The sequence below is a fragment of the Nocardia sp. MDA0666 genome, assembly GCF_003023875.1.
GTDB classification, from domain to species: domain Bacteria; phylum Actinomycetota; class Actinomycetes; order Mycobacteriales; family Mycobacteriaceae; genus Nocardia; species Nocardia aobensis.
This window is the reverse complement of the sequence record NZ_PYHT01000012.1, coordinates 1-24,679: the sequence shown is the minus strand read 5'-3', so window position 1 is coordinate 24,679 and position 24,679 is coordinate 1. Positions and strand designations below refer to the sequence as shown.

Below are 24,679 nucleotides of genomic sequence, written 5' to 3'. Positions count from 1 at the left end.
ACCTCAGAACCGGGGTCGGGAAACCGCCCGGTCACCCGGCCCCGGCGCCTCGATCACATCGGGCGCAGATCCAGCACCTTGCGCAGCCGGGCCCGGTCGCGCTCGAGTTTGCGCGCCTCGTAGGCGATGGGGAAGTAGCGGATCCGTTCCGGCAGCAGCGGAACCAGCCGCGCCAGCACCCAGCCCAGGATGCGCAGGTTGCGCTCGTCCTGCGCGGTCCAGGTCAGTCCGAGTTTGCGGCGCGCAGGTTCGGGGGTGGTGCCGACCGTGCAAAAGTACTGCATGCGGCCGATCGGGGAGGCGGCCAGCTTCCACAGCGGCACCAGCGGTGTGGGCAGCGACTTGGGCGGGGCCACGTGGCGGATCGTCTTCAGGTAGTCGCGCGCGGTGTCGGTGGCGACCAGGTGGTTCTCCACGGTGTCGGCGAAGAAGACCTCGAACTCGGCGTAGGTCGGCGGAATCTCCTTGGGGGCCACCGAGAACATGCGCAGCAGTTGCAGCACCTCCTGGTAGTACTGCTCCTTCTCCGCATACGTGAGCGGGGTGCGGCCGAAGTACTTCGAACCCTCGTTGAAGGCGTAGGTGCCGGTGTGCAGCACCCAGGCCCACGGGCCGGAGGCGAGCGCGGAATGGCGTTTGCCCTGGGCGTCGACGGTGTTGAGCGAGGCGTGCATATGCCGCAGGCGATCGGCCTCGGCGACGGCCTCGTCACCGCCGTAGGTCCAGGTCATCACCGCCGCGAGACTGCGCATCGCGCGGCCCATCGGGTCGGTGCGGAAGGTGGAGTGCTCGTCGACGACCGCGGAAATCGTCGGTTCCATGGTCTGCAGCAGGAACGCCGACCCGGCGGTGAGGGAGAAGGTGATCAGTCCGACCTGGTCCCACATACGGGTTCCGGGCTCGATCGGCTTCCGGGGGCCGAGTTCGTGTTCGGTGCGCTCGGCGCGGGCGACGGAGGCGGTCATCCGTGATCTCCTTTGACCACTCGATATAATGAGAGGATTACATGCGAATCATCTCATCATCTTTCGATCTTGGCAACCGGGTGCTCGCCGCCGACTCGCCGGGCAACCGGAAGTGAACACAACCTGAAATCTCGGTGAACTGATGGAAGAATGGGGTCCTCGCCACATCGAAAGTTCAGGGAGGAGGGATCCAGCCATGATCCACACTCACGCCCACCCCTCGTTTTTGGGGACCTTGCGTACCTACGCCCGCCGGGCGCTGGCCCGCCATACCCTGACCGCCGAGGAACGCCGCAATCTCGCTGCCGCCCAAGCTCATCCGGCCGTCTACAGCGCCTCCCTGGGTAGCCACCCGCATCTGTGACGAGCCCGGAACGCATACGAGAGCTTGCGCGTAGGCGGAACGGTGAGAAGACCTGGCGGTTGAACTCACGGACATTGTTGATGCCCGTGAGTCGCTATTGCCTGCATGCGACGGCGGGCGACGCCCGTTACATGGCCGCAAGCCGTTGGGCCGCCAGTCGGTCGCGCCTCAAATTCGTCAGGATGATAACTCGGCACTGCCCACCACTCCGCGATCGGGCCGGTGGCAAAGCCTGCAGCCCATCGGCAGATAGCGCCCGCAAACCGCGAGAGATCTGGTGCTAAATATTCACTTGCTCAGCGAAGGTGTCGAACGTGTTCTTGTATAGCGTCTTCAACGAGTTGAATACCCCTACGAACGTCGGCACAGCTCTGGCTACGCTTTCGTTCGATATTCTGTTCTTCGAGAACGCATCGGCCAGTTGATTGGAGAGGGCTAAGACCAAAGTGATAATTGGAGTCCACAGGTCGCCTGCTGCCGCCGGACTCAGATTATCTTTAAACTCCAAATCGAATCGGTTTGGTATCGGTTTTCCCACAATCGCTTCGATGCATTGTGATATTACGTATACGAGAAGATAGTTCGATCCCTTGTTGTTCAGGAACTCAAGACTGCTAACCTCTTCCTCTGTCAGGGAGCTCGGATCTTGTCGCTGCTTTCGCGTTAGATCCAATTTTCGCTCGTTGATCGCGCTGAGAAGCCCGTAGCAGAAGACAACATGGCGAGCGCTGGTTCGGTCGGTAAATATTCGGCGATACTTACTTTCATCGGTCCAAATTTCGGACTTTTTATCGTATGCAGTCACCGGGTCCCCGTGGAACGCAGCGAGCGATTGGCCTACCGTGTACGATGGTACTGTGAACCGGCTCCGACGGATTGCGTCACTGGCACCTCCTCTTCGTCCCCCCTCATATTCGGCGTCAGGAATGCTTTCGAACTGTATTCTAAGCCTTTGCTGAATTTGATCCGTACTTCTGAAATCGGCGGCTTGAATGCGATTCTGAGAGTTGTTGAACCGCACGACATTAGCGATGATGGCATCGCTTGCTGCCTTCACGAACCGAATTGGGATCTGGAGGTCCGGCGGAGGAGCTGTCGGCAAGCTTCCTATGGACCCAGTTGTCTGGGCGCCGTTGACGATCGAGATGCCTGTAATTGTGACGGATTGACTCCCTCGTGCTTTTCTGCTGATCTTATAGTCGAGGACCAGCGCTGTGATTCCGTTGTTGAAAACGTAAAAGTTCTTGGGCTGCTCTAAAGCTGTCTTCTTGATTCCGTTATTAATGTTCGAGTCGCTCTCTCGCGAGCCGAGATAGCCGCGCAGATTCGCTGAAAACAGGTCGGTTCGGTATGTGGAGTAGAGCTCGTGAAGCCATGCGCCGCTCACTGTGGTGACGAGTGACTTCCAATCGCTCTGGACAATCTCTACAGTGCCGGGGACGGTCACCTGGAACGTGTCCGTTACGATAACTGTCCGCTCCGCCTGCGCGTATAGCCTTTCGAATTGAGAGTCGCCTATCTCCTCGGCGAAGATATTGATTTCTCGACTGGATTCGAATTTGCTGAGAAGGGCTTTTGCGGTTCCTTCCACGGCTCGCAACTCATTGTTTACATTATTGGAAGTCGGAAGGTTATGTACATACCAGATATAGAATTGTTTAATTTCCCCACCGGAAATCGCTGATCGCAGCTCATCTGCTCGTCCCCGGAGAGATACCGGCAACCGTTCGAGTTCGGTGCCCAGAAGCCAGGTGAGCGCGGTATTCAGGTCCGATGCCTTGTTTGCGGGCGCTTGGGCCCGGGGTTTCTGCGAAACGTAGCATTGCGCTATAACAGCTGCTTGTAGTTCTTTATCTACATACAGTACATCGCATTTTTTGTCATCGCCGCCGCCTGTAATCGCTTCGGTGGCGACCGACTGTATGTCGTCTACACCGAACCGAAGATTGATGGCGAACACCCCAATGGCGTCGTCGGTCAGGCTGTGGTCGTCTTGCATGGTCCTGAAAGCGTTCAACCAGTCTGGGCTGGATGTTGAACTCACGATACCCCCGGGATGGTTAGCGTCTTGTCTGGCAACGGCATTCGCCACCAGCGGCGAATCGTACCCCATCACGTCATGGCTTGCGCGACCTTAGGGGATGCAGTTTGAGGATGGTCGCCAGGAGTGCTTGGACAAGCCAGGCGAAAAAGCCGAAGCCCCAGCCGGATTCGGCTGGGGCTTCGTGAATTCGACTGTGCTGTAACGACTTACACGTCGTAGTACAGCTCGAACTCGTAGGGGTGCGGACGCAGGTTCACCGGCGCGATCTCGTTGTCACGCTTGAGCTGGATCCAGGTCTCGATGAGGTCGTCGGTGAAGACGTTGCCCTCGGTGAGGTACTCGTGGTCCTGCTCGAGGCGGTCGATGACCGAGGCCAGCGAGGTGGGGGCCTGCGGGATGTTCTTGGCCTCCTCCGGCGGGAGCTCGTAGAGGTCCTTGTCGACCGGGGCCTTGGGCTCGATCTTCTTCTTGATGCCGTCCAGGCCGGCCATCATCATGGCGGCGAAGGCCAGGTACGGGTTACCCGAGGAGTCCGGCGCGCGGAACTCGATGCGCTTGGCCTTCGGGTTGTTGCCGGTGACCGGGATGCGGACCGCGGCCGAGCGGTTGCGCTGCGAGTACACCAGGTTGATCGGGGCCTCGTAGCCCGGCACCAGACGGTGGTAGGAGTTCACCGTGGGGTTGGTGAACGCCAGCAGCGACGGCGCGTGGTGCAGGATGCCGCCGATGTAGTGGCGGGCCAGGTCGGACAGGCCACCGTAGCCGGCCTCGTCGTGGAACAGCGGCTTGCCGTCCTTCCACAGCGACTGGTGCACGTGCATGCCCGAGCCGTTGTCGCCGAACAGCGGCTTCGGCATGAAGGTGACCGACTTGCCTTCCTGCCACGCGGTGTTCTTCACGATGTACTTGAACAGCTGCAGGTCGTCGGCTGCCGAGAGCAGGGTGCCGAACTTGTAGTTGATCTCGGCCTGACCGGCGGTGCCGACCTCGTGGTGGCCGCGCTCGAGCTCGAAGCCCGCGTTCTGCAGGTTGGTCGAGATCTTGTCGCGCAGGTCCACGTAGTGGTCGTAGGGCGCGACAGGGAAGTAGCCACCCTTGTTGCGAACCTTGTAACCCAGGTTGCGGGAACCGTCGGGGTTGAACTCCTTGCCGGTGTTCCACGAACCCGAGACGGACTCGATCTCGTAGAACGAGCCGTTCATGCCCGATCCGTAGCGCACGCCGTCGAAGATGTAGAACTCGGCCTCGGCGCCGAAGAACGCGGTGTCGGCGATACCGGTCGAACGCAGGTACTCCTCCGCCTTGCGCGCGATGTTGCGCGGGTCGCGGGAGTAGGCCTCACGGGTGAACGGGTCGTGCACGAAGAAGTTCAGGTTCAGCGTCTTCGCGGCACGGAACGGGTCGATCCGGGCGGTGGAGAAGTCGGGCAGCAGCAGCATGTCCGACTCGTCGATCGACTGGAAACCGCGCACCGAGGAGCCGTCGAACGCCAGGCCCTCTTCGGCCAGGTCGGAAGTGAACGACTTCGCCGGGATGGAGAAGTGCTGCTGAACGCCAGGAAGGTCCGAGAAGCGTACGTCGACGTACTCGACGTCCTCCTCCTTGATGTACTTGATGACCTCGTCGGCCGTGCTGAACGCCACTTAGTACTCCTTACGGATCGGTTCCCAGCCTGTGCCGATTGCTGGGTTTCAGCGCTGAACGGTATGGATGCGGTGTTTCCCCGCAATCAAGGCTGTGTTTCGCCAGTGTTACACGTGCTGCTGGACGGGTCGGCGGCCTCCCCGGGCAACACCACTCGACGGTTCGTTCACGATGCGGTGCCGGACCAGCACCGTTATCCTGCCACCACGGCATCCGGCGCTCGATTCGAGGACCGCGCATCGTCGCCGATCGGTGCGCGCGACCCCGAGAGTTTCCCGCCCGCAACCGCTTTGGTGCATAGCCCCGGCGGGGCATCGTGCTGCCGCCACGGCGGGCCCGCGAAGCCGAGGGAGCGATGCCGCCCGCGGACGGCGGCGTCCGATCGCCGGTGTTACGCGCGGGTGCATGCGCCGTCCGGGTGTGACGTAATCCTCACCGCCGTTACGCCTACGCTGGGAGCATGGCGCGAATTACCGGTTCCTGGCTGTCCGGCCCGAATGCGGCCCACCCCGGCGAGCCGCAGCCCGACGACTATCCCGGCAAGCTGCTCGGCCTGCCGCAGGAGGGTGTGGGGTCGCTGGCGCCCATGTCGCGCCGCATCGTCGCGCTGTTCGTCGACTACTTCATCGCCATGGGTATCGCCGCGCTGATCGTGCGCGGCGCCGGCTCGCTCAACACCGTCACCTATCTGATCTGGTTCGTGATCGGCGTGGTGACGGTCATGCTGTTCGGGTTCACGCCCGGGCAGTACTTCCTGGGCATGCGCACCGTGCGGATCGACGCGTCGGCGCCGGTCGGCTTCGTGCGCTCGGTGGCGCGGCAGGTGTTGCTGACCTTCGTGGTGCCCGCGTTGTTCACCGACGGGGATCGCCGCGGTATGCACGACCGGGCGACCGGGACGGCGCTCATCCGCGCTCGGTAACGGTCGCCGCCGCGCCCGGCCGAGCGGTGCCTGAGCGCAGACCGTCGAGCAGAAGGTCGAGGAGGCGATCGATCTGCTCGCGGTCGATACCCGCCAGCGTCGCGCCCGCCATCGCCGCCGTCACATCCTCGGGCCGGGCGTCGTCGCGCAGCGTGCGGGCCGCGACTCCCGCAGCGAGCACGGAACCGATTGCGGCACTGAGTCTTTCGCGCGTCTGTGCCGATGTCACCGCCCCGGAGGCGATCACCTCGCGCAATGCCTCGGCCATGCCGCGCTTGGTCGCCACGAAGTCGGCGTAGCGGCCGAGCCAGATCCGCAGTGCGACCTCCGGGGTGTGGTGGCCGAGCAGGTTCGCGGCCTGATCACACAGCTGTTCCAGTTCGCTGCGGTAGACGGCTTCGATGAGCGCTTCCCGTGACGGGAAGTGCCGATACAGCGTGCCGATGCCCACCCCGGCGGATTTCGCGATCGATTCCAGGCTGACGGTGCCTTCTTCGCCGGTGAACGCGGTGAGCGCGGCGTCGAGGAGTAGTTGGCGATTGCGCTGGGCGTCGCGGCGTCCGCGCGGCTGTCCGGACAAAGTGGAGGGTCCTCCGTTTCTGTACTACCCTGGAAGTAAGCGGAGGATCCTCCGTTTATCTGCAGGATAACAAGGGAGACCGAATGACGGTCATGACGCAACCGCGCGACGGCGAACTGGCGGGACGTGCGGTCGGCCGGATCGGCTATGGCGCGATGCAGCTGGAATCCGGCGCGGACGGGGTCGCGGTGCTGCGGCGGGCGGTGGAGCTCGGCGTCGGCCATATCGATACGGCCGGCTTCTACGGCAACGGTGCGGTGAACGCCCTCCTGCGCGAGGCGCTGCATCCGTACCCGGACGGTCTGCTGCTGGTCGACAAGGTCGGCGCCGCGCATACGGCCGGCGGACTCGTGCCCGCGCAGCAGCCCGGGCAACTTCGGGCCGCGGTGGAAGCGGACCTGCGGGCGCTGGACGCGGAACAACTGGCGGTGGTCAACCTGCGCCGGGTCGACGGTCCGCCCGGAATCGTGGCGACCGGTGATCAGATCGTGGACCTCGACGACCAGCTGGCCGAACTGGTCTCGTTGCGGGACGAGGGCAAGATCGGGGCGATCGGGCTGAGCAATGTCAGCGTCGACCAGCTCCGGCACGCCGCTCCCGCGGGGATCGCGTGCGTGCAGAATCTCTACAACCTGCTGGAGCGGTACGAGGAGCCGCTGTTGGCCGAATGTTGCTCGCGGGGAATCGCTTTCGTGCCGTACTTCCCGCTCGGATCGGGATTTCCGGGTCGGTCCAAGGTCGCCGACGACGACGTGGTGCGCGATATCGCCGGCCGCCTCGGGGCGACGCCGAGTCAGGTGGGTCTGGCATGGCTGCTGGCCCGCGATCCGCGTGTCCTGCTGATCCCCGGGACCCGCAGTATCGACCATCTCGAGCAGAATATGGCGGCGCGAGAGGTCGAGCTGGATGCCGGAATGCTCGCCGCGCTCGACAGCCGGGCCTGAGCGGCGGCTCAGAACATCATCTGTACCGTCTTCTCCTTGGTGCAGGCCTCGATACCGCCAGGCCGATACCGCTTCCGGCCCGCCCGTCCGACGGTGTGGTCATGTCCGATCATCGGCTCGGAGGTTACGCGGAGCGTTCAGCCCAGTGCGGCGTACAACCGCTCGGCGGCCCGGCACACCGCGTCGGCCATCGCCGGAGTCTCCTGCCCGATCAGGGTCACCACGCCGACGGCGGCGGGAGGACCGGGCAGTCCGGGCAGCGAGGCGACCACGCCGTGCGCGCCGGGCACCAGCTTTCCCTCGCTCTCGAAGATCCCGCGCTCGCCCCGCCGGGACGCCTCGATCGCCTCACCGAGGGCGCCCTGTCCGCGCGCGGTGCGGGCGCCGACCCGATAGGCGACATGGAAGGTGGTGAACGGCGGTTCGACGACCGCGACCGCGAGAACGTCGTCCCCGTCGGCGACGCAGAAATGGGCCGTGGCCTCCACCTCGCGGGCCAGATCCTCGAGTATCTCGCGGGTGGCCTCGCGCACCGATCCGAGTACGTGCTGGGTCAGCACGAGCGCGCCCGCGGAGACGCTGACCGTGCCGTCCTCGGCGCGGCGCACCAGCCCATGTTCGACCAGCGTGCCGACCAGGCGGTAGATGATCGTGCGGGACAGTCCGAGCTCCTGCGCCAGTTGCGCGGGGGTACGGGCATGGGGGCTGCTGGCGAGCAACTTCAGCACGTCGAGTCCGCGGCTCAGGGTCTGCGAGGTGTCGGGAGCCGGCATGGCGGAGATCCTACGTGGGCGGTACCTCGATCAGCTGACGCTCGGCGGCCCACCGCTCGACGTAACCGAGGCAGGCGCGCCGATGGTCGGGGTGACGGAGATGCGGCTGTGCGGCAGCCTCCCCGCATGCGGCGGTGCTGTCGTGCGTATGTCAGCGGCGGCGGATGGTGCGCTGCACGCCGCGCATCTTGGCGCCGGCGGGCAGCGGGCCCTTCGGCAGGGCCGGTCCGCCGCGGGTGGCCAGGGCGGTGAGGCGGCCCTCGATGAGGTCCATCCGCTTGGCGTCGATATTGCGGGGGAGTTTGGTGAGGTGACGCTGCAGGCCCTTCAGCGGAACCTGCCCCTCCTCGTTGCCGATCACGATGTCGTAGATCGGGGTGTCACCGACCAGGCGGGCGGTCTTCTTCTTCTCCTGCGCCAGCAGCGACTTCACTCGCTGCGGCGAACCCTCGGCCACCAGGATCACACCGGGCAGGCCGATCACGCGGTGGACGGCGTCGAGCTGGGTGGTGGCGGCGACGGCCTGGGTGGCGCGCCACTTGCCCTGCAGGTTGTCCAGCACCCACCAGGCCGCACCCGCTTGCCCCTCGGCCTTGGCGTAGACGTTCTTCTGCACCCGGCGTCCGAAGATGATGAACGCGACCAGCGCGCCCAGCAGAATGCCGACCGGCAGCAGGAACCACTGCATGTCGAAAAGGAAGCCGATGAGGAACAGCACGACGGTGATGCCGACCAGCGCGCCGATCATCAGCGGCAGCAGCAGTTTGTCCTCTTTGCGCACCATCTGGAACGTCTGCCAGAGCTGCTGACGCCGCTCCTTCGACGCCTGCCTGCGCGCCGCCTTCGCCGCGGCCTTCGCTTCCTTCGACGGTGTGCCGCCCTTACCTGCTGCCATACCTCTCAGGATAGTGGTCGAGCGGGACATACCCCGCACGGGCCGGGAACAGGTGCGACGCTCGCCTCAGACGGTGGCTTCGCTGCGACTGCGCAGGTCTGCGGCGATCTGGCTCGGCATCGGTTCGTGGCGCACATAGCTGCGGTCGAAGTGGGCGGCCCCGCGCGAGAGTGAGCGCAGGTCGATGGCGTAGCGGCTCAATTCCAGTTCCGGCACCTCGGCGCGGATGACGGTACGCCCGGCGGTGGCCGGTTCGGTGCCCAGCACGCGGCCGCGCCGGCCGGCGAGATCGCCGAGGATGGTGCCGACGAAATCGTCGGCGACGGTCACCCGCACCTCGGCGATCGGTTCGAGCAGATCGATCCGGGCGGCCGCGGCCGCCTCCCGCAGGGCCAGCGCCCCCGCGGTCTGGAACGCGGCATCGGAGGAGTCGACCGAATGCGCCTTACCGTCGAGCAGGGTCACCCGCACATCGACCAGCGGATATCCGGCGGCGACCCCGCGCTCGGCCTGTGCGCGCACGCCCTTTTCCACCGAGCCGATGAACTGGCGTGGCACCGCGCCGCCGACCACCTTGTCGACGAATTCGATCCCGGAGCCCTCCGGCAGCGGTTCCACCTCGATATCGCAGATCGCGTACTGGCCGTGGCCGCCGGACTGCTTCACGTGCCGCCCGTGCCCGGAAGCCTTGCCCGCGAACGTTTCTCGCAATGCCACCCGATACTCGTCGACATCGACCTGGACGCCGAACCGGGACCGCAGCCGTTCCAGCGCGACATCGCGATGGGCCTCGCCCAGGCACCACAGCACCAGCTGATGGGTGCGCGGATTCTGCTCCAGGCGCACTGTCGGATCCTCGGCGACCAGGCGGGACAGGCCCTGCGACAGTTTGTCCTCGTCGGCCTTGCCGTGGGCTCGCACCGCCACCGGCAGCAGCGGTTCGGGCAGCGCCCACGGCTCGATCAACAGCGGAGAATCCTTGGCCGACACGGTATCTCCGGTCTCGGCGTGCCCCAGTTTGGTGACATAGGCGATATCGCCGGCGATGGCCTGGCCGATCGGGAACTGTTGTCTACCGAACGGCGCCGTCACCGCGCCGACCCGTTCGTCGACATCGTGCCCGTTGCCGTCGTTGTGCCCGCAGATGTGCACGGTGTCGTCGGCGTGCAGGGTGCCGGAGAACACCCGCACCAGCGACACCCGGCCCACGTACGGATCGGAGGCGGTGCGGATCACCTCGGCGGCCAGCGGCGCATCCGGATCACAGGACAGTGCCTGCGGCGCCGCCCCGTTGCTCGGGCAGCGCGCCGCGACCGCGTGTTCGGCGGGCGTGGGAAAGCCGCGGGTGATCAACTCCAGGATCTCGACCATGCCCAGACCCTCGCGGGTGCCCTCGGGGGGCGGCGCCGCGATGAGGATGGGGTGGAAGCGGTCGTGCGCCACCGCGCGTTCCAGATCCGCGATCAAGGTGGTGAGGTCGATCCGTTCGCCCTCGAGGTAGCGGTCCATCAGGGTTTCGTCTTCGCTCTCGGCGATGATGCCCTCGATGAGCCGGTTGCGCGCGGTCTCGATCTGCGCGGTCTGTTCGGCGGTGGCGTCGGTGCGGGTGTGCGCCCCGCCGGAACAATCGAAGACCTGCTCGGTGAGCAGGTCGATCACACCGGTGACCGGACGGTGCCCGTCGGGGCCCTTCGGGCCGTACACCGGCAGTTGCAGTGGCAGGATCGCGTCGGAATCGCCGTCGCCGAGCAGATCCGCGCAGGTCTGGGCCATCAGGTCGAAATCGGCGCGGGCCGCGTCCAGATGGGTGATCACCAGCGCCCGCGGCATCCCGACGCTCGCGCACTCCTCCCACAGCGCCAGCGTCTGCCCGTCCACACTGTCGGCGCCCGCGGCGGCCGAGACCACGAAAAGGGCCGCATCCGCAGCTCGCAGACCGGCCCGTAGTTCGCCGACGAAATCGGCATATCCTGGCGTATCGATCAGATTGACCTTGACGCCGTTCCAGGCGACCGGCACCACCGACAACTGGACCGAGCGGTGTTGGCGCTGCTCGATATCGTCGTAATCCGACACACAGGTGCCGTCCTCTACGCGGCCGGCTCGGGTGAGCGCCCCGGCCTCCATGGCCAGTGCCTCCACCACCGTAGTCTTGCCGGAGCCGGTGTGCCCGACCAGGACCACATTGCGGATACCGTCCGGCCGGGACGCCTCGATGACTCTCCCGGCGGAACTGTTACGGGCGGCGGTGCTCGCTTTCTCGGCCATGTCTCTTCACTTCCCGGAGTCGACACGTGCGGTTGCTTCGAGCTTCCCACCGGCGCGCGGCTGTGTCACCCGTTCCGGGGATCCGCACCCCATCCGTGGTGAATCCGCACCCCGTATGCGACGAACGACCGGCCGAAGGAGAATTCGGCCGGTCGCTACGAGGTGGCTGAGGTTCGGTTCAGCTGCCGAATCGGGCGAGGACCGAGCTCGCCTCCTGGCTCGCGGAGCCCTCCTGGGCCAGATGCGCCATCTCCGGTGCGATCTCCCGCCCGTGATGCGCCATCGCCTGCGCGTACAACCGGCCGGCGCGGTAGGAGGAGCGCACCAGCGGCCCCGCCATCACGCCGGCGAAGCCGAGTTCGGTTGCGACGCGGGAATGTTCGACGAATTCCTCCGGCTTCACCCAGCGGTCCACCGGATGGTGGCGCGGTGAGGGCCGCAGGTACTGGGTGATGGTGAGGATGTCGCAACCGGCCTCGTGCAGGTCACGCATCGCCTGGGTGACCTCTTCGGGGGTCTCGCCCATGCCGAGGATCAGATTCGACTTGGTGACCAGACCGGCCTCGCGGGCCGCGGTCAGCACCGCCAGCGAACGCTCGTAGCGGAATGCCGGGCGGATCCGCTTGAAGATGCGCGGCACGGTCTCGACGTTGTGCGCCAGCACCTCCGGCCGCGAGGAGAACACCTCGGCCAGCTGATCGGGTTCGGCGTTGAAATCGGGAATCAGCAACTCCACGCCGGTGTGCGGGTTGAGTTGCTTGATGGCGCGCACGGTTTCGGCGTACAGCCAGGCGCCGCCGTCTTCGAGGTCGTCGCGCGCGACACCGGTGATCGTCGAATACCGCAGGCCCATCGCCTGCACACTCTCGGCCACCCGGCGCGGTTCGTCGCGGTCGAGCGCGGCGGGCTTACCGGTGTCGATCTGGCAGAAATCGCAGCGGCGGGTGCACTGTTCGCCGCCGATGAGGAAGGTGGCCTCGCGATCCTCCCAGCACTCGAAGATGTTGGGACAGCCCGCTTCCTCGCAGACCGTGTGCAGCCCTTCGCGTTTGACCAGGCCCTTGAGCTCGGAGTACTCGGGGCCCATGGTGGCGCGGGTGCGGATCCACTTCGGCTTGCGTTCGATCGGGGTCTGCGCGTTGCGGGCCTCGATGCGAAGCAATTTGCGACCGCCCGATTCCCGTACCAGGGAATCGGAGGACGACGTGGCCGGCGCGGCGGTGTGTGCCGGGCCGCTGTTCGATGTCGGGGTATCGACGGAGGTCACTCGAACGACTCTACGCCCGCCGAAATCGGGCCCGGCAGCGTGCGCTGCATCAAGGTCAGATCCATCCAGCCGCCGAACTTGTGACCCACCTCGGGCAGCTGGCCGACGATCCGGAAGCCGAACTTCTCGTGCAGCAGAATCGAGGTCTTGTTGGAGGTTTCGATCGCCGCGATCACGGTGTGCACCCGCCCGGACTCCTCGGCCCGCCCCAGCAGGGCCGTCAGCAGCGCGGTCGCCGCGCCGCGGCGCTGGAACCGCTCCGAGACGTACACCGAATTCTCCACGCAGTACCGATAGCCGGATTTGGGCCGCCACTGCGAGTAGCTGGCATATCCTGCCACCTGACCGTCGATGATGGCGACGAGCACCGGATATCCGGCAGCCACCCGGTCACGCCACCACTGCAGGCGATCGTCGAGGTCGACCGGCTGGGTGTCCCAGATGGCGGTCGTCTCGGCCACGGCGTCGTTGTGGATGGCGAGGATGGTGGGGATGTCGCGTTCCTCGGCATCGCGAATGCGCGGTCCACCCGATGGGATATCGGTCACCGCCTCAAACTATCCGCAACCAGCGGCGGCGGCGAGCCGACTCGGTCGCGGGTGCGGGGTGACGTGCGTCTACCTCCGCGGCTTCCGGCGCAGCGGCAGCAGACAGGTCAGACCCGCCACCACGAGCGGCAGGATGCTGACGGTCAGCATGGTCAGTCGCAATCCGCCGGCGACGTCGAGTCCCAACTCCAGGCCGCTGGTCTGCCGCAGCAGATTCGGATCGTAGGTACTGCCCGGGCTGAGCGCCATGCCGCTGCGGACCGCGTCGACGGCCTGCTCGGCGCGCGTTACCGCCATGCCACGGGCCTCGGCGTCGGCCGACCACGCCTGCCGGAAGAAGACCTGGAACAACAGCAGATAGACGGTGGGCCCGAACGCGCAGCCGATCATGCCGAAGGCCAGCTGTGTGGAGGCGACCGTCCCGGAGTGCCCGGGTGGCGCTTCGGCGAGGACCGCCTCCGACACCGAGACGGACGTGACCAGAGATCCCAGGTTGCACAGCCAGACGACCGCCACCAGCAGCCACAGCGCCATCGTGGGGCTCGCGGTAGCCGCCAGCAACAATCCGCTCGCCGCCAGCAGCAACAGACCCGTGATCATCGCCGGCCACGGCGTGGTCTTGCCGACCACGCGGCCCGCGAAAACGACCGCCCCGGCGATCAGCAGGGTGCCGGGCAGATACAGCAGGCCGATGGCTTCGGGGGACAACGCCAGCACCACACTGCCGAATTGCCCGAGGACGAAACCGAGCCCGGCGGCAAGCAGATTCAGCGTGAGGGCCGCCGTCAATGCCACGCAGAATCCGGAGCTGCCGAACAGTGCCAGGTCCAGAGCGGGCTCGCGGGCACGGCGTTCGTGGCGGACGAAGAGCAGGGCGGCGGTCGCGCTGATCCCCAGTGTCAGCCAGGTCTGCGGGCGGGTGATCCCGTTCTGCGCTGCCGCCAGGCCGATGACGAGGGTCGTCAGTGTCATCCCGAACAGGCTGATCCCGACGACGTCGAGCCGTCGGCGCTGGGTCCGAGAAGCCTCCGGGACGTAGCGCGCGGTCAGCACGAGCGAGACCACGGCCAGCAGCGGAGTGAGTAGGAACAGCAACCGCCAGCCCGCGGTCGCGACCACCCAGCCCGTGAGTGCGGGGGTGACGCCACACAGGACCATTTCGACGGCCATGAGCATGCCGATGGCCGCCGCCCGCTTGCTTTCCGGCACCGACGTTTTCAGTATGGCCAGGGGCCCGCCCAGCAGCGTGGCCATGCCGAGTCCGGCCAGAGCTCGCATCCCCAGCAGGAATCCGAAGCTGAGGGAGAAGACGGACAACACGTCGGCGACCGTGACGACGATCAGCCCCAGCGTGAGCAGCCGCTCGAGTCCGAAGGCGTCGCCGAGGTTGCCCGCGGCGAGGACGGCGGCGGCCATCACCAGCGTCGCGGTTCCGCCCAGCAGCCCGACCAGATGCGGCGGAACGTGGAGAGCGCGGCTCACCTGCGGCAGGTTCAGGCTGAGCACCAGCGGGTCCACCACCGTGATGGTGAAGGCGAAGGCCAGTCCGACGATGATCGGCAGGATCTTCGTATCCGTCGCTGACCGTGGCGGCACCATCGCCTCACCTCCCGTGCGGTCTCGGGGCGAACGTCACGACCAGCACGTCGCGGTAGGCAGGCCGGCTCGGGTCCACCGGAGACAGGGGCGACACGCTGTGCAGAGTGCGGCGGTCGTCTCCCAGCAGCAGATCTCCGGGCTCTCTCAGCGTCGTCGTCACCAACTGGCCGCCGTCGGTGTCGAAGACCGAACTCGCCCCGCCCGTGGCGTTCTGCCGCCCGATCAGCAGCGACGCGACCAGGGTGACACCGTCGCGGTGCCGGCCCTCCGGCGTGGGCAGCCCCCGCGCGTCGGTCGAGGCGACGACTCGGAAGGGGTGCACCCTCACGGTCCACTCCGGCGGGCCGTCCAGTGTCGTCGCGAATCGCCCGAGCAGCCGCAGCACAGCCCCGAAAACCGGTGCGGCGACGAACGAATCCGTCAGGGGCTCGAAGATGCGGTCTCTGCCGATGTAGAGCGGATTGGTGGCCTCCGGCTGCACGAAGTATTCCTGCGGAAGCCGACGGAATTGCCCGGTCGCTGCCGAGAAGGAGAACCGGCCGTAACGCCGCAGTCTGCGGGTTCCCCGCTCGGAGGCGTACCCGTCCGGGCTCAGGGAGTCCCAGTGTGTGCGGAAGTGGGCCCATGCTCGTTCGCCCACGCCCAGACACGACATGGTGACGGCGGCGGGCATGAGGTGAACACCGTCGTGCAGCAGGGCCTGCCGGGCCGCCGCCGGGACGAAAGCCGAGCGCGTCTGCGGCCCGGGCGAAGCCTGGGGAGCCGTCTGTGCCACCACCGGTCACCTTCTTCGCGCGATGACCCGATTGCCGCCGGCTTGCGTTGTGCGACTTCTCGCGAGGTGCCGGAGGCCGGACAGCGACCGAGCCGATTACGCCATTCGAGCGTACGGCGGCGTGGCCGGGGAACACCAGCGCGGCCGGCGGTCGATCAGCGGTCGTCGCCGATCACCGACGCCAGCGCCTGTCCGATGGTTTCGTGGCGGAAGGTGTAGCCCGCGTCCTCGAGCACGGTGGGAATCGCGCGCGGGCCGCGCAGGATCGCCTCCTGGGCCAGTTCGCCGACCGCGGCGTGCAAGGCGACGGCGGGCACGATGAACGGCGCCGGACGACGCAGCGCCCGCGCCAGCGCGCGGTTGAATTCGGCATTGGTCACCGGCGCCGGGCCGACCATGTTGACCGGTCCGCGCACCGACGAATTCGTCAGGACGAACGAGATGCCGGCGACCTCGTCATCGAGTGAGATCCACGGCTGATATTGGCGCCCGCTGCCCAGCCGCCCGCCCAGGCCGATCGAATACAGCGGCCGCAACAGGGCCAGCATGCCGCCGTGGCGCGACAGCACCACCGCGCTGCGCACCTGCACCACCCGTACCCCGGCGTCGACCGCGGGCTGGGTGGCGGCCTCCCAGTCCCGGCACAGCGTCGCCAGGAAACCCGTTCCGGCGGAATCGGATTCGGTGATCACCCGGTCGCCGGTGTCACCGCCGTAGAAATGTACGCCGCTGGCGTTCACCAGCGTCGGCACGCCGGCGGCGGCGACCGCGGTGGCCAGCACATCGGTCGGGCCGATGCGGCTGTCGCGCAATTGCTGTTTGTAACTGCCGTTCCAGCGCCGCGCGCCGAGTCCGGCGCCGCACAGGTTGACCACGGCATCCGCCGCGCGCAGAGCCGGTGCGGGCACCTGCGCCCGCACCGGATCCCAGCTGAACTCGTCCTCGGCCGCGGCGGGACGGCGCACCAGGCGGGCCACCTCGTGCCCGTCCCGGCGCAGCGCGGCGACCAGCGCCGTCCCGACGAGTCCGGACGAACCGGCGATCACAACTTTCATGTCGTCACCGAATCGTCGTGTCGCGCAGCGTTTTACAGACCGAGATCGGCCTCGAACGCAGCCTCCTCCAGCCGGTGCCTGATGGTGGTCAGGAAGCGGCCGGCGTCGGCGCCGTCGATGAGGCGGTGATCGTAGGTCAGCGGCAGGTAGCACATCGAGCGGATGCCGATGAACTCGCTGCCGTTGTCGGAGATCACGATCGGGCGCTTGACGATCGCACCCGTGCCCAGCATCGCCGCCTGCGGCGGAACCAGGATCGGGGTGTCGAACAGGGCGCCCTGACTGCCGATGTTGGTGATCGTGAACGTGCCACCGGCCAGCTCGTCCGGCTTGAGGCCGCCGGTGCGGGCGCGGTTGGCGATATCGGCGATGGCGCGGGCCAGCCCGGCCAGCGACAGGTCGCTGGCGTTGTGGATGATCGGCGACAGCAGACCCTGCTCGGTGTCGACGGCGATGCCCAGGTGCACCGAGGAGTGGTAGGTGATCTCCTTGGTGTCCTCGTTGTAGGAGGCGTTGACGTTGGGGTGCACGCCCAGCGCCTCCACGGCGGCCTTCGCGAAGAACGGCAGGAACGTCAGGTTGACGCCCTCACGATCGGCGAATGCGCTCTTGGCCTTGGCCCGCAGCGCCGCGATCTTGGTGACGTCGACCTCGTGGGTCTGGGTCAGCTGCGCGGTGGTCTGCAGCGATTCGCGGGTCTTGGTGGCGGTGATCTGCCGGATGCGGTTGGCCTTCTGGACCGTGCCGCGCAGTGCCTGCAGCTGCGGACGGGCGCCGGCGGGAGCCGACGGCGCGGCGGGGGCAGCGGCAGCGGCCGGCGCGGCGGCGGGCTGCGGAGCGGCCGGGGCCTTGTTGGCCTCCGCCGCCGCGAGCACATCCTGCTTGCGGATGCGGCCGCCGACGCCGGAACCCTTCAGCGTCGACAGATCGACGTTGTTCTCCTGGGCCAGCTTGCGGACCAGCGGGGTGACGTAGGGGGATTCGCCGTTGCCGGATGTGGCGGCGGGCGCGGGCTGCGCCGGAGCTTGCTGGGCAGGAGCTTGCTGGGCCGGGGCCGGCTGCGCGGGCGCTTCCTGCTTGGCCGGCGCCTGCTGAGGAGCCTGCTGCTGCGGCGCCTGCTGGGCGGGGGCTTGTTGCGCGGGCGCTTCCTGGGCGGGGGCCTGCTGCTGCTCGGGCGCCGGAGCCGGGGCGGGCGCGGACTGCGCGGCGGCGGGCGAGCCGCTGCCGATCACGCCGAGCTGACCGCCGACCGACACCACATCGTCCTCGTTCGCGCTGATCTCCAGCAGCGTGCCGGCCACCGGCGACGGGATTTCGGTATCGACCTTGTCGGTGGAGACCTCGAGCAGCGGCTCGTCGACCTCGACCTGGTCACCGACCTGCTTGAGCCAGCGGGTGACGGTGCCCTCGGTGACGGATTCACCCAGTTCCGGCATCTTCACCGGAGTGCCGTCGGCGGCACCGCCGGACTGCGCGGCGGGCGCGGGCTGCTGCGCGGGAGCCTCCTGCGCGGGGGTCTGCTGGGCGGGCGCTTCCTGCGCGGGCGCGGATTCGGCCGGTGCCTCCTGTGCCGGGGCGGGTGCGGACGCGGACGCCTCGCCGGCGTCGCCGATCACGCCCAGTTCGCCGCCGACCTCGATGACGTCGTCTTCCTGGGCCACGATCTTGGTGAGCACACCCGCTGCGGGGGACGGGATTTCGGTGTCGACCTTGTCGGTGGACACTTCGAGCAGGGGCTCGTCGACCTCGACCGTGTCTCCTTCCTGCTTCAGCCACCTGGTCACAGTGCCCTCGGTGACGCTCTCACCAAGAGCTGGCATCTGGACGGAGAAGGCCATGTCCGTTGACTCCTCTAACTGCTCGACGGGTTCACAACAGTTCGTCTCTCGGCGGGACGCGCCGCGGGTCGCGGCGAGCACCCGACTGCCACCGAACATTCCTGTGGCACCGGAGATCCGTGCGGTTCTTGTTCCGGTTCTCCATCCTTGCACTCGCCGTTGCGATACGTACCACAGGGCGGGCGGTCGGCGGGCCCGTGGCGACATCACAGCATCCGCGCCGCTGCGGAGAGCTGCCTCGATGTCGAGCGTCCGGCTCGGCGTGTCTGGTTCGACACCCCGCGCGGAGCCGCGGGGTTCGGACACGGTGTCCTCCAGGGAGCTGGGCGTGCGCCCGAAATGCCCGACAGCTGGCACTATCGATAGATCGGGAGCGCACGCACCCGACATTCGACCAGGAGGTAGGCGGCCGTGGGGTTGCTCGATCGTTTCCGCGGCGGCCGCGCGGGCAGAGGCGCCGACGCCTCCGATATTCGTTATCTGGCCGACTGGGTGCGCACCCACGGGGGTGTCGAGGCGTATATCGAACCCAAGACGACAGTGACCGATGTCACAGCGATTCTTATCGCCGCCGATGGGGAATGGACGCGCCGAGTCGTGGGCGAGCGCGGCGCGCGCCAATTGTCGAGCCGCCTCGGGGTTCCCGTCTACGACGTCGGCCGCACCGGCTACCCACAGCGCATGCGCGACTACGACGCCCGCAAACGCATCGAGCGCAAGCGGGCACTGGAGGCCGATCTCCGGGATCTGCCCGCGGAGTAGGTCCCGGTCGGCCACTATGAGCGCCGCCGACCGGGATCCCGAATGCTGTTGTGCCGCTTACTTTCCCGCGATATCGGTCAACACCGCGACCAGCGTGCGCACAGGAACACCGGTGCCGCCCTTGCCGATGTAGCCGAACGGCCCGCCGGTGTTGTAGGCCGGGCCCGCCACATCCAGATGCGCCCACTGCACACCCTCGGGCACGAATTCCTTGAGATAGGTCCCCGCGACCAGCATGCCGCCCCAGCGGTGCGGGGATACGTTGGCCATATCGGCGACCTTCGAATTCAGGTCGGCGCGCAATTCGGCGGGCAGCGGCATCGGCCAGCCGTTCTCGCCGACCTCCTGCGACAGCCGCGCCACCCGGTCGCGGAATTCCTCGGTGCCCATCACGCCCGGGGTGCGGGTGCCGAGGGCGACCATCTGCGCTCCGGTCAGCGTCGCGACGTCGATCAGGTAGTCCGGGTTGTCCTCGCCCGCGCGCACGATCGCATCGGCCAGGATCAGCCGGCCCTCGGCGTCGGTGTTGATGACCTCGATCGTGGTGCCGCCGTACTGGGTGAGCACATCGCCGGGACGCTGGGCGGTTGCCGAGGGCATGTTCTCAGCCATCGGCACCGTTGCGGTGACCGTGATCGGCAGTCCGAGTCGCGCCGCGACCAGGGTGGTCGCGATGACCGCCGCGGCGCCGCCCATATCGGAGGTCATATTCTCCATATTGGCCGCCGGCTTGATGGAGATACCGCCGGTGTCGAAGGTGATGCCCTTGCCGATCAGCGCGACCTTCGTATCGCCGCCGGAATAGGTGATGCGGATCAGTCGCGGCGGGCGCGAGGAGCCCTTGCCGACGCCGACGATGCCGCCGTAACCGCCCGCCTCCAGCTGCTTCTCGTCGAGGATCTCCACGTCGAGTCCGGCCGCCCGCGCCAATTCGGCTGCGCGCTCGGCGAATTCGGCCGGGAACAGGGCGTTCGGGGGAGTGTTGACGAAATCGCGCGCGGTCGCCACCGCCTCGGCGACGGCCTGGGCGCGGAACAGTTCGTCCTCGCCGGAATCGGCTGTCGGGACGAGGAATTCGACGCGCTGCAGCGGCTGTTCGGCCGGCTTGGGTGCGGACTTGTCGGACTTGAACGTGGTGAAGGTGTAGGCGCCCAGATAGAAACCTTCGGCGGCGGCGCCCAGATCCAGTCCGGACAGCGTCGTGACGGCCGTGGCGGTGCCGGCGAGCGAGCGGGCGGCCACACCGGCGGACTTGCGGATCTGCTCGGCGTCCAGCGCGTCGCGCCCGCCGAGTCCGACCGCCAGCACGCTGGTCGCGCCGAGCCCGTCCGGCGCCGGGATCCGCGTGAGTTCCTCGGCCTTACCCTTCGCGCCGACGGCCAGCAGCGATGCCAGCAACTGCTCCCGGGTGCCGGCATCGAGCACCGCGTCGAATACGTCGGCCGCGGCGATCACGGGCCCGTCGTCGGTGGACAGAAGTCCCACCACGAGAACATCGGTATCGGGGCCGATGCTCTCGGTACGTGCCAGTTCCGGGCCGAGTGAACGATCTGCAACAGCTGTCATGCGCCCAGGTTACTGGGGTGGGGTTCGGGGCCATCGGCGGGAGCGACGCGGCCGGAATTCGCTGGTGCCGCGCCGGGCGCCGTGCGATCGTGGTGGTGGATGACTATGAACGATCGAGAACTGGTGCGCTTGTCGAAGCGCCTGTCGAAGTGGTTGCGGCACGATCCGCAGGGGATCGGCTTGGAACTGGACGCCGCGGGTTGGGTGCGGGTGGACGTACTGCTGCGGCAGGCGAACGGGGCCGGAACCACGATCACCCGCGAGGACCTGGACGCGGTGGTCGCGCGGAACAACAAGCAGCGCTATGAATTCGACGAGACCGGGGCGTCGATCCGCGCCCGGCAGGGACATTCCATCCCCGTCGATCTGGGCTACACCGCGACGGAACCGCCGTCGATCCTGTTCCATGGCACGGCCGAGCACCTGGTCGATGTGATCATGGCGGAGGGGCTGCGCCCGATGTGGCGGCATGCGGTCCACCTGTCGGCGGATGTGGAAACCGCACGCACGGTGGGTGGCCGGCACGGCCGCCCGGTGGTCTTCGACGTCGCGGCCGAGCGGATGTATCGCGACGGGCAGTCGTTCTACCGCACCGGCAACGGAGTCTGGCTGGTGGATGCGGTCCTGCCGCAATATCTCGCGATGCGACATTCCGCCGACTGAATTCGAAACCGCTGCGTCGGAGCCCGATGTGGCGTGCGTACTCCTGCCCGCGTGTACGTTCCGCTCACTCCTCGTCGGTCTGCGCCGACAGCGGTACGCCGGTGTGGAAGAACCGGATCAGCCGCCCGATCCGCACGCAGTGCGCGGCGCAGCGTTCGAAATGGTGTGCCAGCAGCGCTGTTTCGACCGCCATCGCATTGCCGTGCTGCCAGCCGTCGTCGGCGACCGCGCGCAGCAGTTGCTGCTGGAGCTGTTCGATCGCCGGATCCGGCGGAATCAGGGTGGTGTCCGGTTCCACCTGCTGGGCCGAGATCACCGCGATGGCCGCGGCCGTGAGGTCGACCAGCGCCGCGGCCATCGCCGAGAGTTGATGCGTGATGTCCTCGGGCGCCACGGGTTCCGGGAATTTCCGCACCACACCGTCGGCCACCCGGCTGAGCCCGCCCGCGATGCCGGACAGATCCTCCGCGATCTGGATGGCGGTCACCACATTGCGCAGATCCCGCGCGACGGGCGCCTCGAGGGCGAGCAGGATCACCGACCGGTCCTCGCATTTGGCGTGCTCGGTCTGGATTCTCTCCTCCAGCGCGAACACCTCGTAGGCAGCGGTCAGATCGGCGTTCTCGATCGCCACCGCGGCGCGTTCGGCCGCCTCGTGTGCCAACCGAGCCATATGAGCGAGCTCGTCGGAGAGCGCCGCGAGTTCGGAGGAGAATTTCGTTCGCACTCTGGTATCTTCGCCGCCCGCCGGGCCGAACGTGCAATATCGCAGGAAAAGTCATCGAATATCCGCCTCGCGGGCCGGTGTCGTGCAGTGCCGCAGCGGGTGTCGATCATTAAGGTGTAGCGCACCGTGCCGACGGTTGTGTGAATGGAGGGTCTCGGGCTGGTGGAGTTACGAAGCGAGACAACATCCGGGCAGCGCACGGGATCGGTCGAGGTGGATTCGCTCGGTGCGGCGCAGCCGGCGAATGCGGCGGCCGACGAGGACGGATTCGACTGGCTGGGGCGCACCCGGGCCGGCCGTGTTCTGCGGTTGGAACGGCCGCAACGGATCTGGGAGGCCGAGCGCACGCCGGGGCGCTCACGGCCGTACGTGGTGGCGACGTTCAACTTGAAGGGCGGGGTGGGTAAGACCACCACCACGGCCGCGCTGGCCGAAATCCTGTCCGCCGAATTCGACAAGCGGGTCCTGCTGATCGATTTGGATCCCCAGGCCAATCTCACCGCGATGATGGTCGGCGAAAACCGGGCGATGGAACTGGATTCCGGTGACCGTACGCTGGCCGCGATCTTCGCCGCCGCTCTGGGCGGGCGCCCCGCTCCCGATGTGCGCGCGCTGATTCAGCACGAGGTGTCGCCCATGCATGCGGTCACCACCGTCGATCTGCTGCCCGCCTCGCCGAAACTGATTGCGCTGCAGGACGAGATGCCCGCGCTGCGGCAGGGCGAACCCACCACGGTGCTGGCCCGGGCGCTGTCGGGCGTACTCGAGGACTACGACTACGTCCTCGTCGACTGTCCGCCGAATCTCGGCCCGATCACCCAGAACGGCCTGCGGCTGTCCGACGGTTATCTGATCCCCACCATCCCGGACATCATGTCCACCTATGGAATTCCGCCGGTGCAGGCGCATCTGCGCCACCTCGCCGCACGCTGGGGCGATCCGCTGGAGGAGCTCGGCGTCGTCGTCACCAAGTACCGCCGTTCGTCCGCGGTCCACCGCACCACCCTGGAGATTCTGCAGGCCAATCGCACCCTGCCGCGATTGTTCCCGACCCGCATTCCCGACTCCAATCAGATCGCCGCCGCGGCCGCGTTCACCGATTTCGGAAGTCTGCGAAGGAAATACGGGACGGGCGGGCAGTTCCTGGCATTGCGCGAACTGACGGCGGACTTCCTCGCGACGACGCGGATAACCCTCGCGTGGGGACGGTGAGGACCGCAGACACGAGCAACGATACGACCGTCGCGTCAATCATGCATTGACGATTAGAACATCGTCAACCGATGGTTGACGAATGACATCGCCGGACCTACCGTTGCCGCATGTCCTCCACCGAACCCACCGCACCCGCGATCACGCCCGCCCAGCGCCGGTCGACCGGCGAATCCTTCGGCATCGATCCGGCCCGATACGACCGCACCCGCCCGCCCTATCCGCAAGCGATGATCGACCGCATCGTCGCGTCGAGCCCGGGCGCGAACTACCTGAACGCCGGCTGCGGCACCGGCATCGAAGCGCGGCAGTTCCGTGCCGCGGGCTGCACCGTGCTGGGTGTCGAACCCGACGCCCGGATGGCCGAATTCGCGCGCCGCGACGGACTGCAGGTGGAGGTGGCCCGGCTGGAGGAGTGGGATCCGGCCGGGCGCGTCTTCGATGCGGTGGTGTCCGGTACGGCGTGGCATTGGATCGATCCGGTCGAGGGTGCGCGCAAGGCGGCACAAGCGTTGCGCCCGTCCGGGCGGTTGGCATTGTTCTGGCACGTTTTCGAACTGCCGCCCGCCGTGGCCGAGGCCTTCGCCGAGGTCTACCGCCGGCTGCTCCCGGATTCGCCCTTCCGTCCGCCGGCCCGTCCCGACCGGGCGGTGGACCCCTACGAGCCGATACTCGTCAACTCCGCCAACGGAATTCGCGATGCCGGCGGATTCGGCGACGTACAGCGGTGGCGCTTCGATTGGGAACACCGCTATACCCGTGACGAGTGGCTGGATCAGATGCCCACCCAGGGCGCGCTGACGCGAGCTCCGGCCGAGGTGGTGGATCAGGTGCTCGCAGGCGTCGGCGAGGCCATCGACGCGATGGGGGGCGGCTTCACGATGCCGTACGCCACCATGGTCCTCACCACCGCTCGGCTGTGAGCTGACTCACATCGCCGGTGCGGTGGAACTGCGTCGACTCGGGAGCGTCCAAACCCATGACGGACAACATCTTTCGAGACAAGGATTCGCCCATGACACGCACTACGGCCACACTTCTCGCCTGCGCCGCGATCGCGGGCTTCGGCCTGACGGCCGGTCGGGCGGCGGCGGCTCCGCTCGCTCCGGCACAGCATCAGGCTCTCGACCCGTCGGCTGCTCAGAACGGCTGCCCGCCGCCGCCGACCGGCCCGGACGGTCGCCCGCTGCCGCCGCCGCGGGGTGTGGACGGCAAGCCGCTGCCCCCGCCCACCGGCGCCGACGGTAAGCCCTGCCCGCCGTCGGGGC

23 protein-coding genes are annotated in these 24,679 nt (G+C 67.3%); 8 read left to right on the top strand and 15 right to left on the bottom strand.

Annotated elements, in window-relative coordinates; translation table 11 throughout:
• Nucleotides 1-53 precede the first annotated feature (53 nt).
• Complete coding sequence (locus C8258_RS18005; RefSeq protein WP_106956181.1) at nt 54-965, bottom strand: oxygenase MpaB family protein; 912 nt, start codon at nt 963-965, stop codon at nt 54-56.
• A 196-nt stretch (nt 966-1,161) separates the two neighbouring features.
• Here C8258_RS18005 and C8258_RS32655 point away from each other — a divergent pair, with 196 nt between their 5' ends.
• Complete coding sequence (locus C8258_RS32655; RefSeq protein ID WP_157104288.1) at nt 1,162-1,329, top strand: hypothetical protein; 168 nt, start codon at nt 1,162-1,164, stop codon at nt 1,327-1,329.
• Between the two features lie 280 nt (nt 1,330-1,609).
• On the opposite strand, the gene C8258_RS18000 is transcribed toward C8258_RS32655, so the two are convergent.
• Both C8258_RS18000 and glnA read right to left on the bottom strand, forming a co-directional pair.
• Nucleotides 1,610-3,421 carry an AIPR family protein gene (locus C8258_RS18000; RefSeq protein WP_158271277.1) on the bottom strand — a complete coding sequence of 604 codons (1,812 nt, stop codon included), beginning with the start codon at nt 3,419-3,421 and terminating at the stop codon, nt 1,610-1,612.
• A gap of 158 nt (nt 3,422-3,579) precedes the next feature.
• The gene (gene glnA, locus C8258_RS17995; protein WP_036500008.1) at nt 3,580-5,016 is read right to left on the bottom strand and encodes a type I glutamate--ammonia ligase; all 1,437 of its coding nucleotides are present in this window, start codon (nt 5,014-5,016) and stop codon (nt 3,580-3,582) included.
• Between the two features lie 461 nt (nt 5,017-5,477).
• Between glnA and C8258_RS17990 the strand changes: the two genes are divergently transcribed.
• Nucleotides 5,478-5,939, top strand: a complete 462-nt coding sequence (locus tag C8258_RS17990; RefSeq protein ID WP_036500011.1) for an RDD family protein — start codon at nt 5,478-5,480, stop codon at nt 5,937-5,939.
• Here the strand turns inward: C8258_RS17990 and C8258_RS17985 are convergent.
• Nucleotides 5,923-6,519: a TetR/AcrR family transcriptional regulator gene (locus C8258_RS17985; protein ID WP_106956179.1), complete on the bottom strand. Its 597-nt coding sequence runs from the start codon at nt 6,517-6,519 to the stop codon at nt 5,923-5,925. The two genes, C8258_RS17990 and C8258_RS17985, sit on opposite strands and share 17 nt — an antisense overlap.
• Before the next feature lie 83 nt (nt 6,520-6,602).
• Here C8258_RS17985 and C8258_RS17980 point away from each other — a divergent pair, with 83 nt between their 5' ends.
• Nucleotides 6,603-7,463 (top strand): aldo/keto reductase, encoded by an 861-nt coding sequence (locus tag C8258_RS17980; protein ID WP_106956178.1) that lies wholly within the window; start codon nt 6,603-6,605, stop codon nt 7,461-7,463.
• Between the two features lie 137 nt (nt 7,464-7,600).
• Here the strand turns inward: C8258_RS17980 and C8258_RS17975 are convergent, their stop codons facing one another.
• From C8258_RS17975 to sucB, 9 genes are all read right to left on the bottom strand, one after another.
• Nucleotides 7,601-8,236 carry an IclR family transcriptional regulator gene (locus tag C8258_RS17975; protein ID WP_106956177.1) on the bottom strand — a complete coding sequence of 212 codons (636 nt, stop codon included), beginning with the start codon at nt 8,234-8,236 and terminating at the stop codon, nt 7,601-7,603.
• A 151-nt stretch (nt 8,237-8,387) separates the two neighbouring features.
• The gene (locus C8258_RS17970) at nt 8,388-9,131 is read right to left on the bottom strand and encodes a DUF4191 domain-containing protein (RefSeq protein ID WP_036500017.1); all 744 of its coding nucleotides are present in this window, start codon (nt 9,129-9,131) and stop codon (nt 8,388-8,390) included.
• Between the two features lie 66 nt (nt 9,132-9,197).
• Entirely contained in the window at nt 9,198-11,399 is a 2,202-nt protein-coding gene (locus tag C8258_RS17965) for an elongation factor G-like protein EF-G2 (protein WP_106956176.1), read from the bottom strand.
• A gap of 178 nt (nt 11,400-11,577) precedes the next feature.
• The gene (gene lipA, locus C8258_RS17960) at nt 11,578-12,588 is read right to left on the bottom strand and encodes a lipoyl synthase (protein WP_036500035.1); all 1,011 of its coding nucleotides are present in this window, start codon (nt 12,586-12,588) and stop codon (nt 11,578-11,580) included.
• Nucleotides 12,589-12,662: 74 nt separating this feature from the next.
• Entirely contained in the window at nt 12,663-13,214 is a 552-nt protein-coding gene (locus tag C8258_RS17955; RefSeq protein ID WP_269750177.1) for a GNAT family N-acetyltransferase, read from the bottom strand.
• A 69-nt stretch (nt 13,215-13,283) separates the two neighbouring features.
• Complete coding sequence (locus C8258_RS17950) at nt 13,284-14,813, bottom strand: MFS transporter (RefSeq protein WP_106956175.1); 1,530 nt, start codon at nt 14,811-14,813, stop codon at nt 13,284-13,286.
• Nucleotides 14,814-14,817: 4 nt separating this feature from the next.
• Nucleotides 14,818-15,486, bottom strand: coding sequence for a 2OG-Fe dioxygenase family protein (locus tag C8258_RS17945; protein WP_106956296.1), 669 nt, complete (start codon nt 15,484-15,486; stop codon nt 14,818-14,820).
• A 257-nt stretch (nt 15,487-15,743) separates the two neighbouring features.
• Entirely contained in the window at nt 15,744-16,643 is a 900-nt protein-coding gene (locus C8258_RS17940; protein WP_106956174.1) for a TIGR01777 family oxidoreductase, read from the bottom strand.
• A gap of 32 nt (nt 16,644-16,675) precedes the next feature.
• Nucleotides 16,676-18,481 carry a 2-oxoglutarate dehydrogenase, E2 component, dihydrolipoamide succinyltransferase gene (gene sucB, locus C8258_RS17935; protein ID WP_106956173.1) on the bottom strand — a complete coding sequence of 602 codons (1,806 nt, stop codon included), beginning with the start codon at nt 18,479-18,481 and terminating at the stop codon, nt 16,676-16,678.
• A gap of 411 nt (nt 18,482-18,892) precedes the next feature.
• Between sucB and C8258_RS17930 the strand changes: the two genes are divergently transcribed.
• On the top strand, nt 18,893-19,243 hold the full coding sequence (locus C8258_RS17930; protein ID WP_106956172.1) for an oxidoreductase: 351 nt from the start codon (nt 18,893-18,895) through the stop codon (nt 19,241-19,243).
• 57 nt (nt 19,244-19,300) lie between these two features.
• Here the strand turns inward: C8258_RS17930 and C8258_RS17925 are convergent, their stop codons facing one another.
• Entirely contained in the window at nt 19,301-20,809 is a 1,509-nt protein-coding gene (locus tag C8258_RS17925; RefSeq protein WP_106956171.1) for a leucyl aminopeptidase, read from the bottom strand.
• 105 nt (nt 20,810-20,914) lie between these two features.
• On the opposite strand from C8258_RS17925, the gene C8258_RS17920 reads away from it, so the two are divergent.
• Nucleotides 20,915-21,472, top strand: coding sequence for an RNA 2'-phosphotransferase (locus tag C8258_RS17920; RefSeq protein ID WP_106956170.1), 558 nt, complete (start codon nt 20,915-20,917; stop codon nt 21,470-21,472).
• Nucleotides 21,473-21,536: 64 nt separating this feature from the next.
• On the opposite strand, the gene C8258_RS17915 is transcribed toward C8258_RS17920, so the two are convergent.
• The gene (locus C8258_RS17915) at nt 21,537-22,199 is read right to left on the bottom strand and encodes a phosphate uptake regulator PhoU (RefSeq protein ID WP_106956169.1); all 663 of its coding nucleotides are present in this window, start codon (nt 22,197-22,199) and stop codon (nt 21,537-21,539) included.
• 144 nt (nt 22,200-22,343) lie between these two features.
• Here C8258_RS17915 and C8258_RS17910 point away from each other — a divergent pair, with 144 nt between their 5' ends.
• The 3 genes from C8258_RS17910 to C8258_RS17900 form a co-directional block, all read left to right on the top strand.
• On the top strand, nt 22,344-23,411 hold the full coding sequence (locus C8258_RS17910) for a ParA family protein (RefSeq protein WP_106956168.1): 1,068 nt from the start codon (nt 22,344-22,346) through the stop codon (nt 23,409-23,411).
• A gap of 110 nt (nt 23,412-23,521) precedes the next feature.
• Complete coding sequence (locus tag C8258_RS17905; RefSeq protein WP_106956167.1) at nt 23,522-24,334, top strand: trans-aconitate 2-methyltransferase; 813 nt, start codon at nt 23,522-23,524, stop codon at nt 24,332-24,334.
• Between the two features lie 92 nt (nt 24,335-24,426).
• A partial coding sequence (locus C8258_RS17900) for a hypothetical protein (protein WP_106956295.1) occupies nt 24,427-24,679 on the top strand: 253 nt, incomplete at its 3' end.

Coding starts and splice junctions, on each gene's coding strand:
- C8258_RS17945 (WP_106956296.1), bottom strand. CDS start 15,486: ATGCCCGCCGCCGTCACCATGTCGTGTCTGGGCGTGGGCGAACGAGCA.
- C8258_RS17975 (WP_106956177.1), bottom strand. CDS start 8,236: ATGCCGGCTCCCGACACCTCGCAGACCCTGAGCCGCGGACTCGACGTG.
- C8258_RS17910 (WP_106956168.1), top strand. CDS start 22,344: ATGGAGGGTCTCGGGCTGGTGGAGTTACGAAGCGAGACAACATCCGGG.
- C8258_RS17970 (WP_036500017.1), bottom strand. CDS start 9,131: ATGGCAGCAGGTAAGGGCGGCACACCGTCGAAGGAAGCGAAGGCCGCG.
- C8258_RS18005 (WP_106956181.1), bottom strand. CDS start 965: ATGACCGCCTCCGTCGCCCGCGCCGAGCGCACCGAACACGAACTCGGC.
- C8258_RS17920 (WP_106956170.1), top strand. CDS start 20,915: ATGAACGATCGAGAACTGGTGCGCTTGTCGAAGCGCCTGTCGAAGTGG.
- C8258_RS17980 (WP_106956178.1), top strand. CDS start 6,603: ATGACGGTCATGACGCAACCGCGCGACGGCGAACTGGCGGGACGTGCG.
- C8258_RS17965 (WP_106956176.1), bottom strand. CDS start 11,399: ATGGCCGAGAAAGCGAGCACCGCCGCCCGTAACAGTTCCGCCGGGAGA.
- C8258_RS17950 (WP_106956175.1), bottom strand. CDS start 14,813: ATGGTGCCGCCACGGTCAGCGACGGATACGAAGATCCTGCCGATCATC.
- sucB (WP_106956173.1), bottom strand. CDS start 18,481: ATGGCCTTCTCCGTCCAGATGCCAGCTCTTGGTGAGAGCGTCACCGAG.
- C8258_RS17940 (WP_106956174.1), bottom strand. CDS start 16,643: ATGAAAGTTGTGATCGCCGGTTCGTCCGGACTCGTCGGGACGGCGCTG.
- C8258_RS17925 (WP_106956171.1), bottom strand. CDS start 20,809: ATGACAGCTGTTGCAGATCGTTCACTCGGCCCGGAACTGGCACGTACC.
- C8258_RS17990 (WP_036500011.1), top strand. CDS start 5,478: ATGGCGCGAATTACCGGTTCCTGGCTGTCCGGCCCGAATGCGGCCCAC.
- C8258_RS17905 (WP_106956167.1), top strand. CDS start 23,522: ATGTCCTCCACCGAACCCACCGCACCCGCGATCACGCCCGCCCAGCGC.
- C8258_RS32655 (WP_157104288.1), top strand. CDS start 1,162: ATGATCCACACTCACGCCCACCCCTCGTTTTTGGGGACCTTGCGTACC.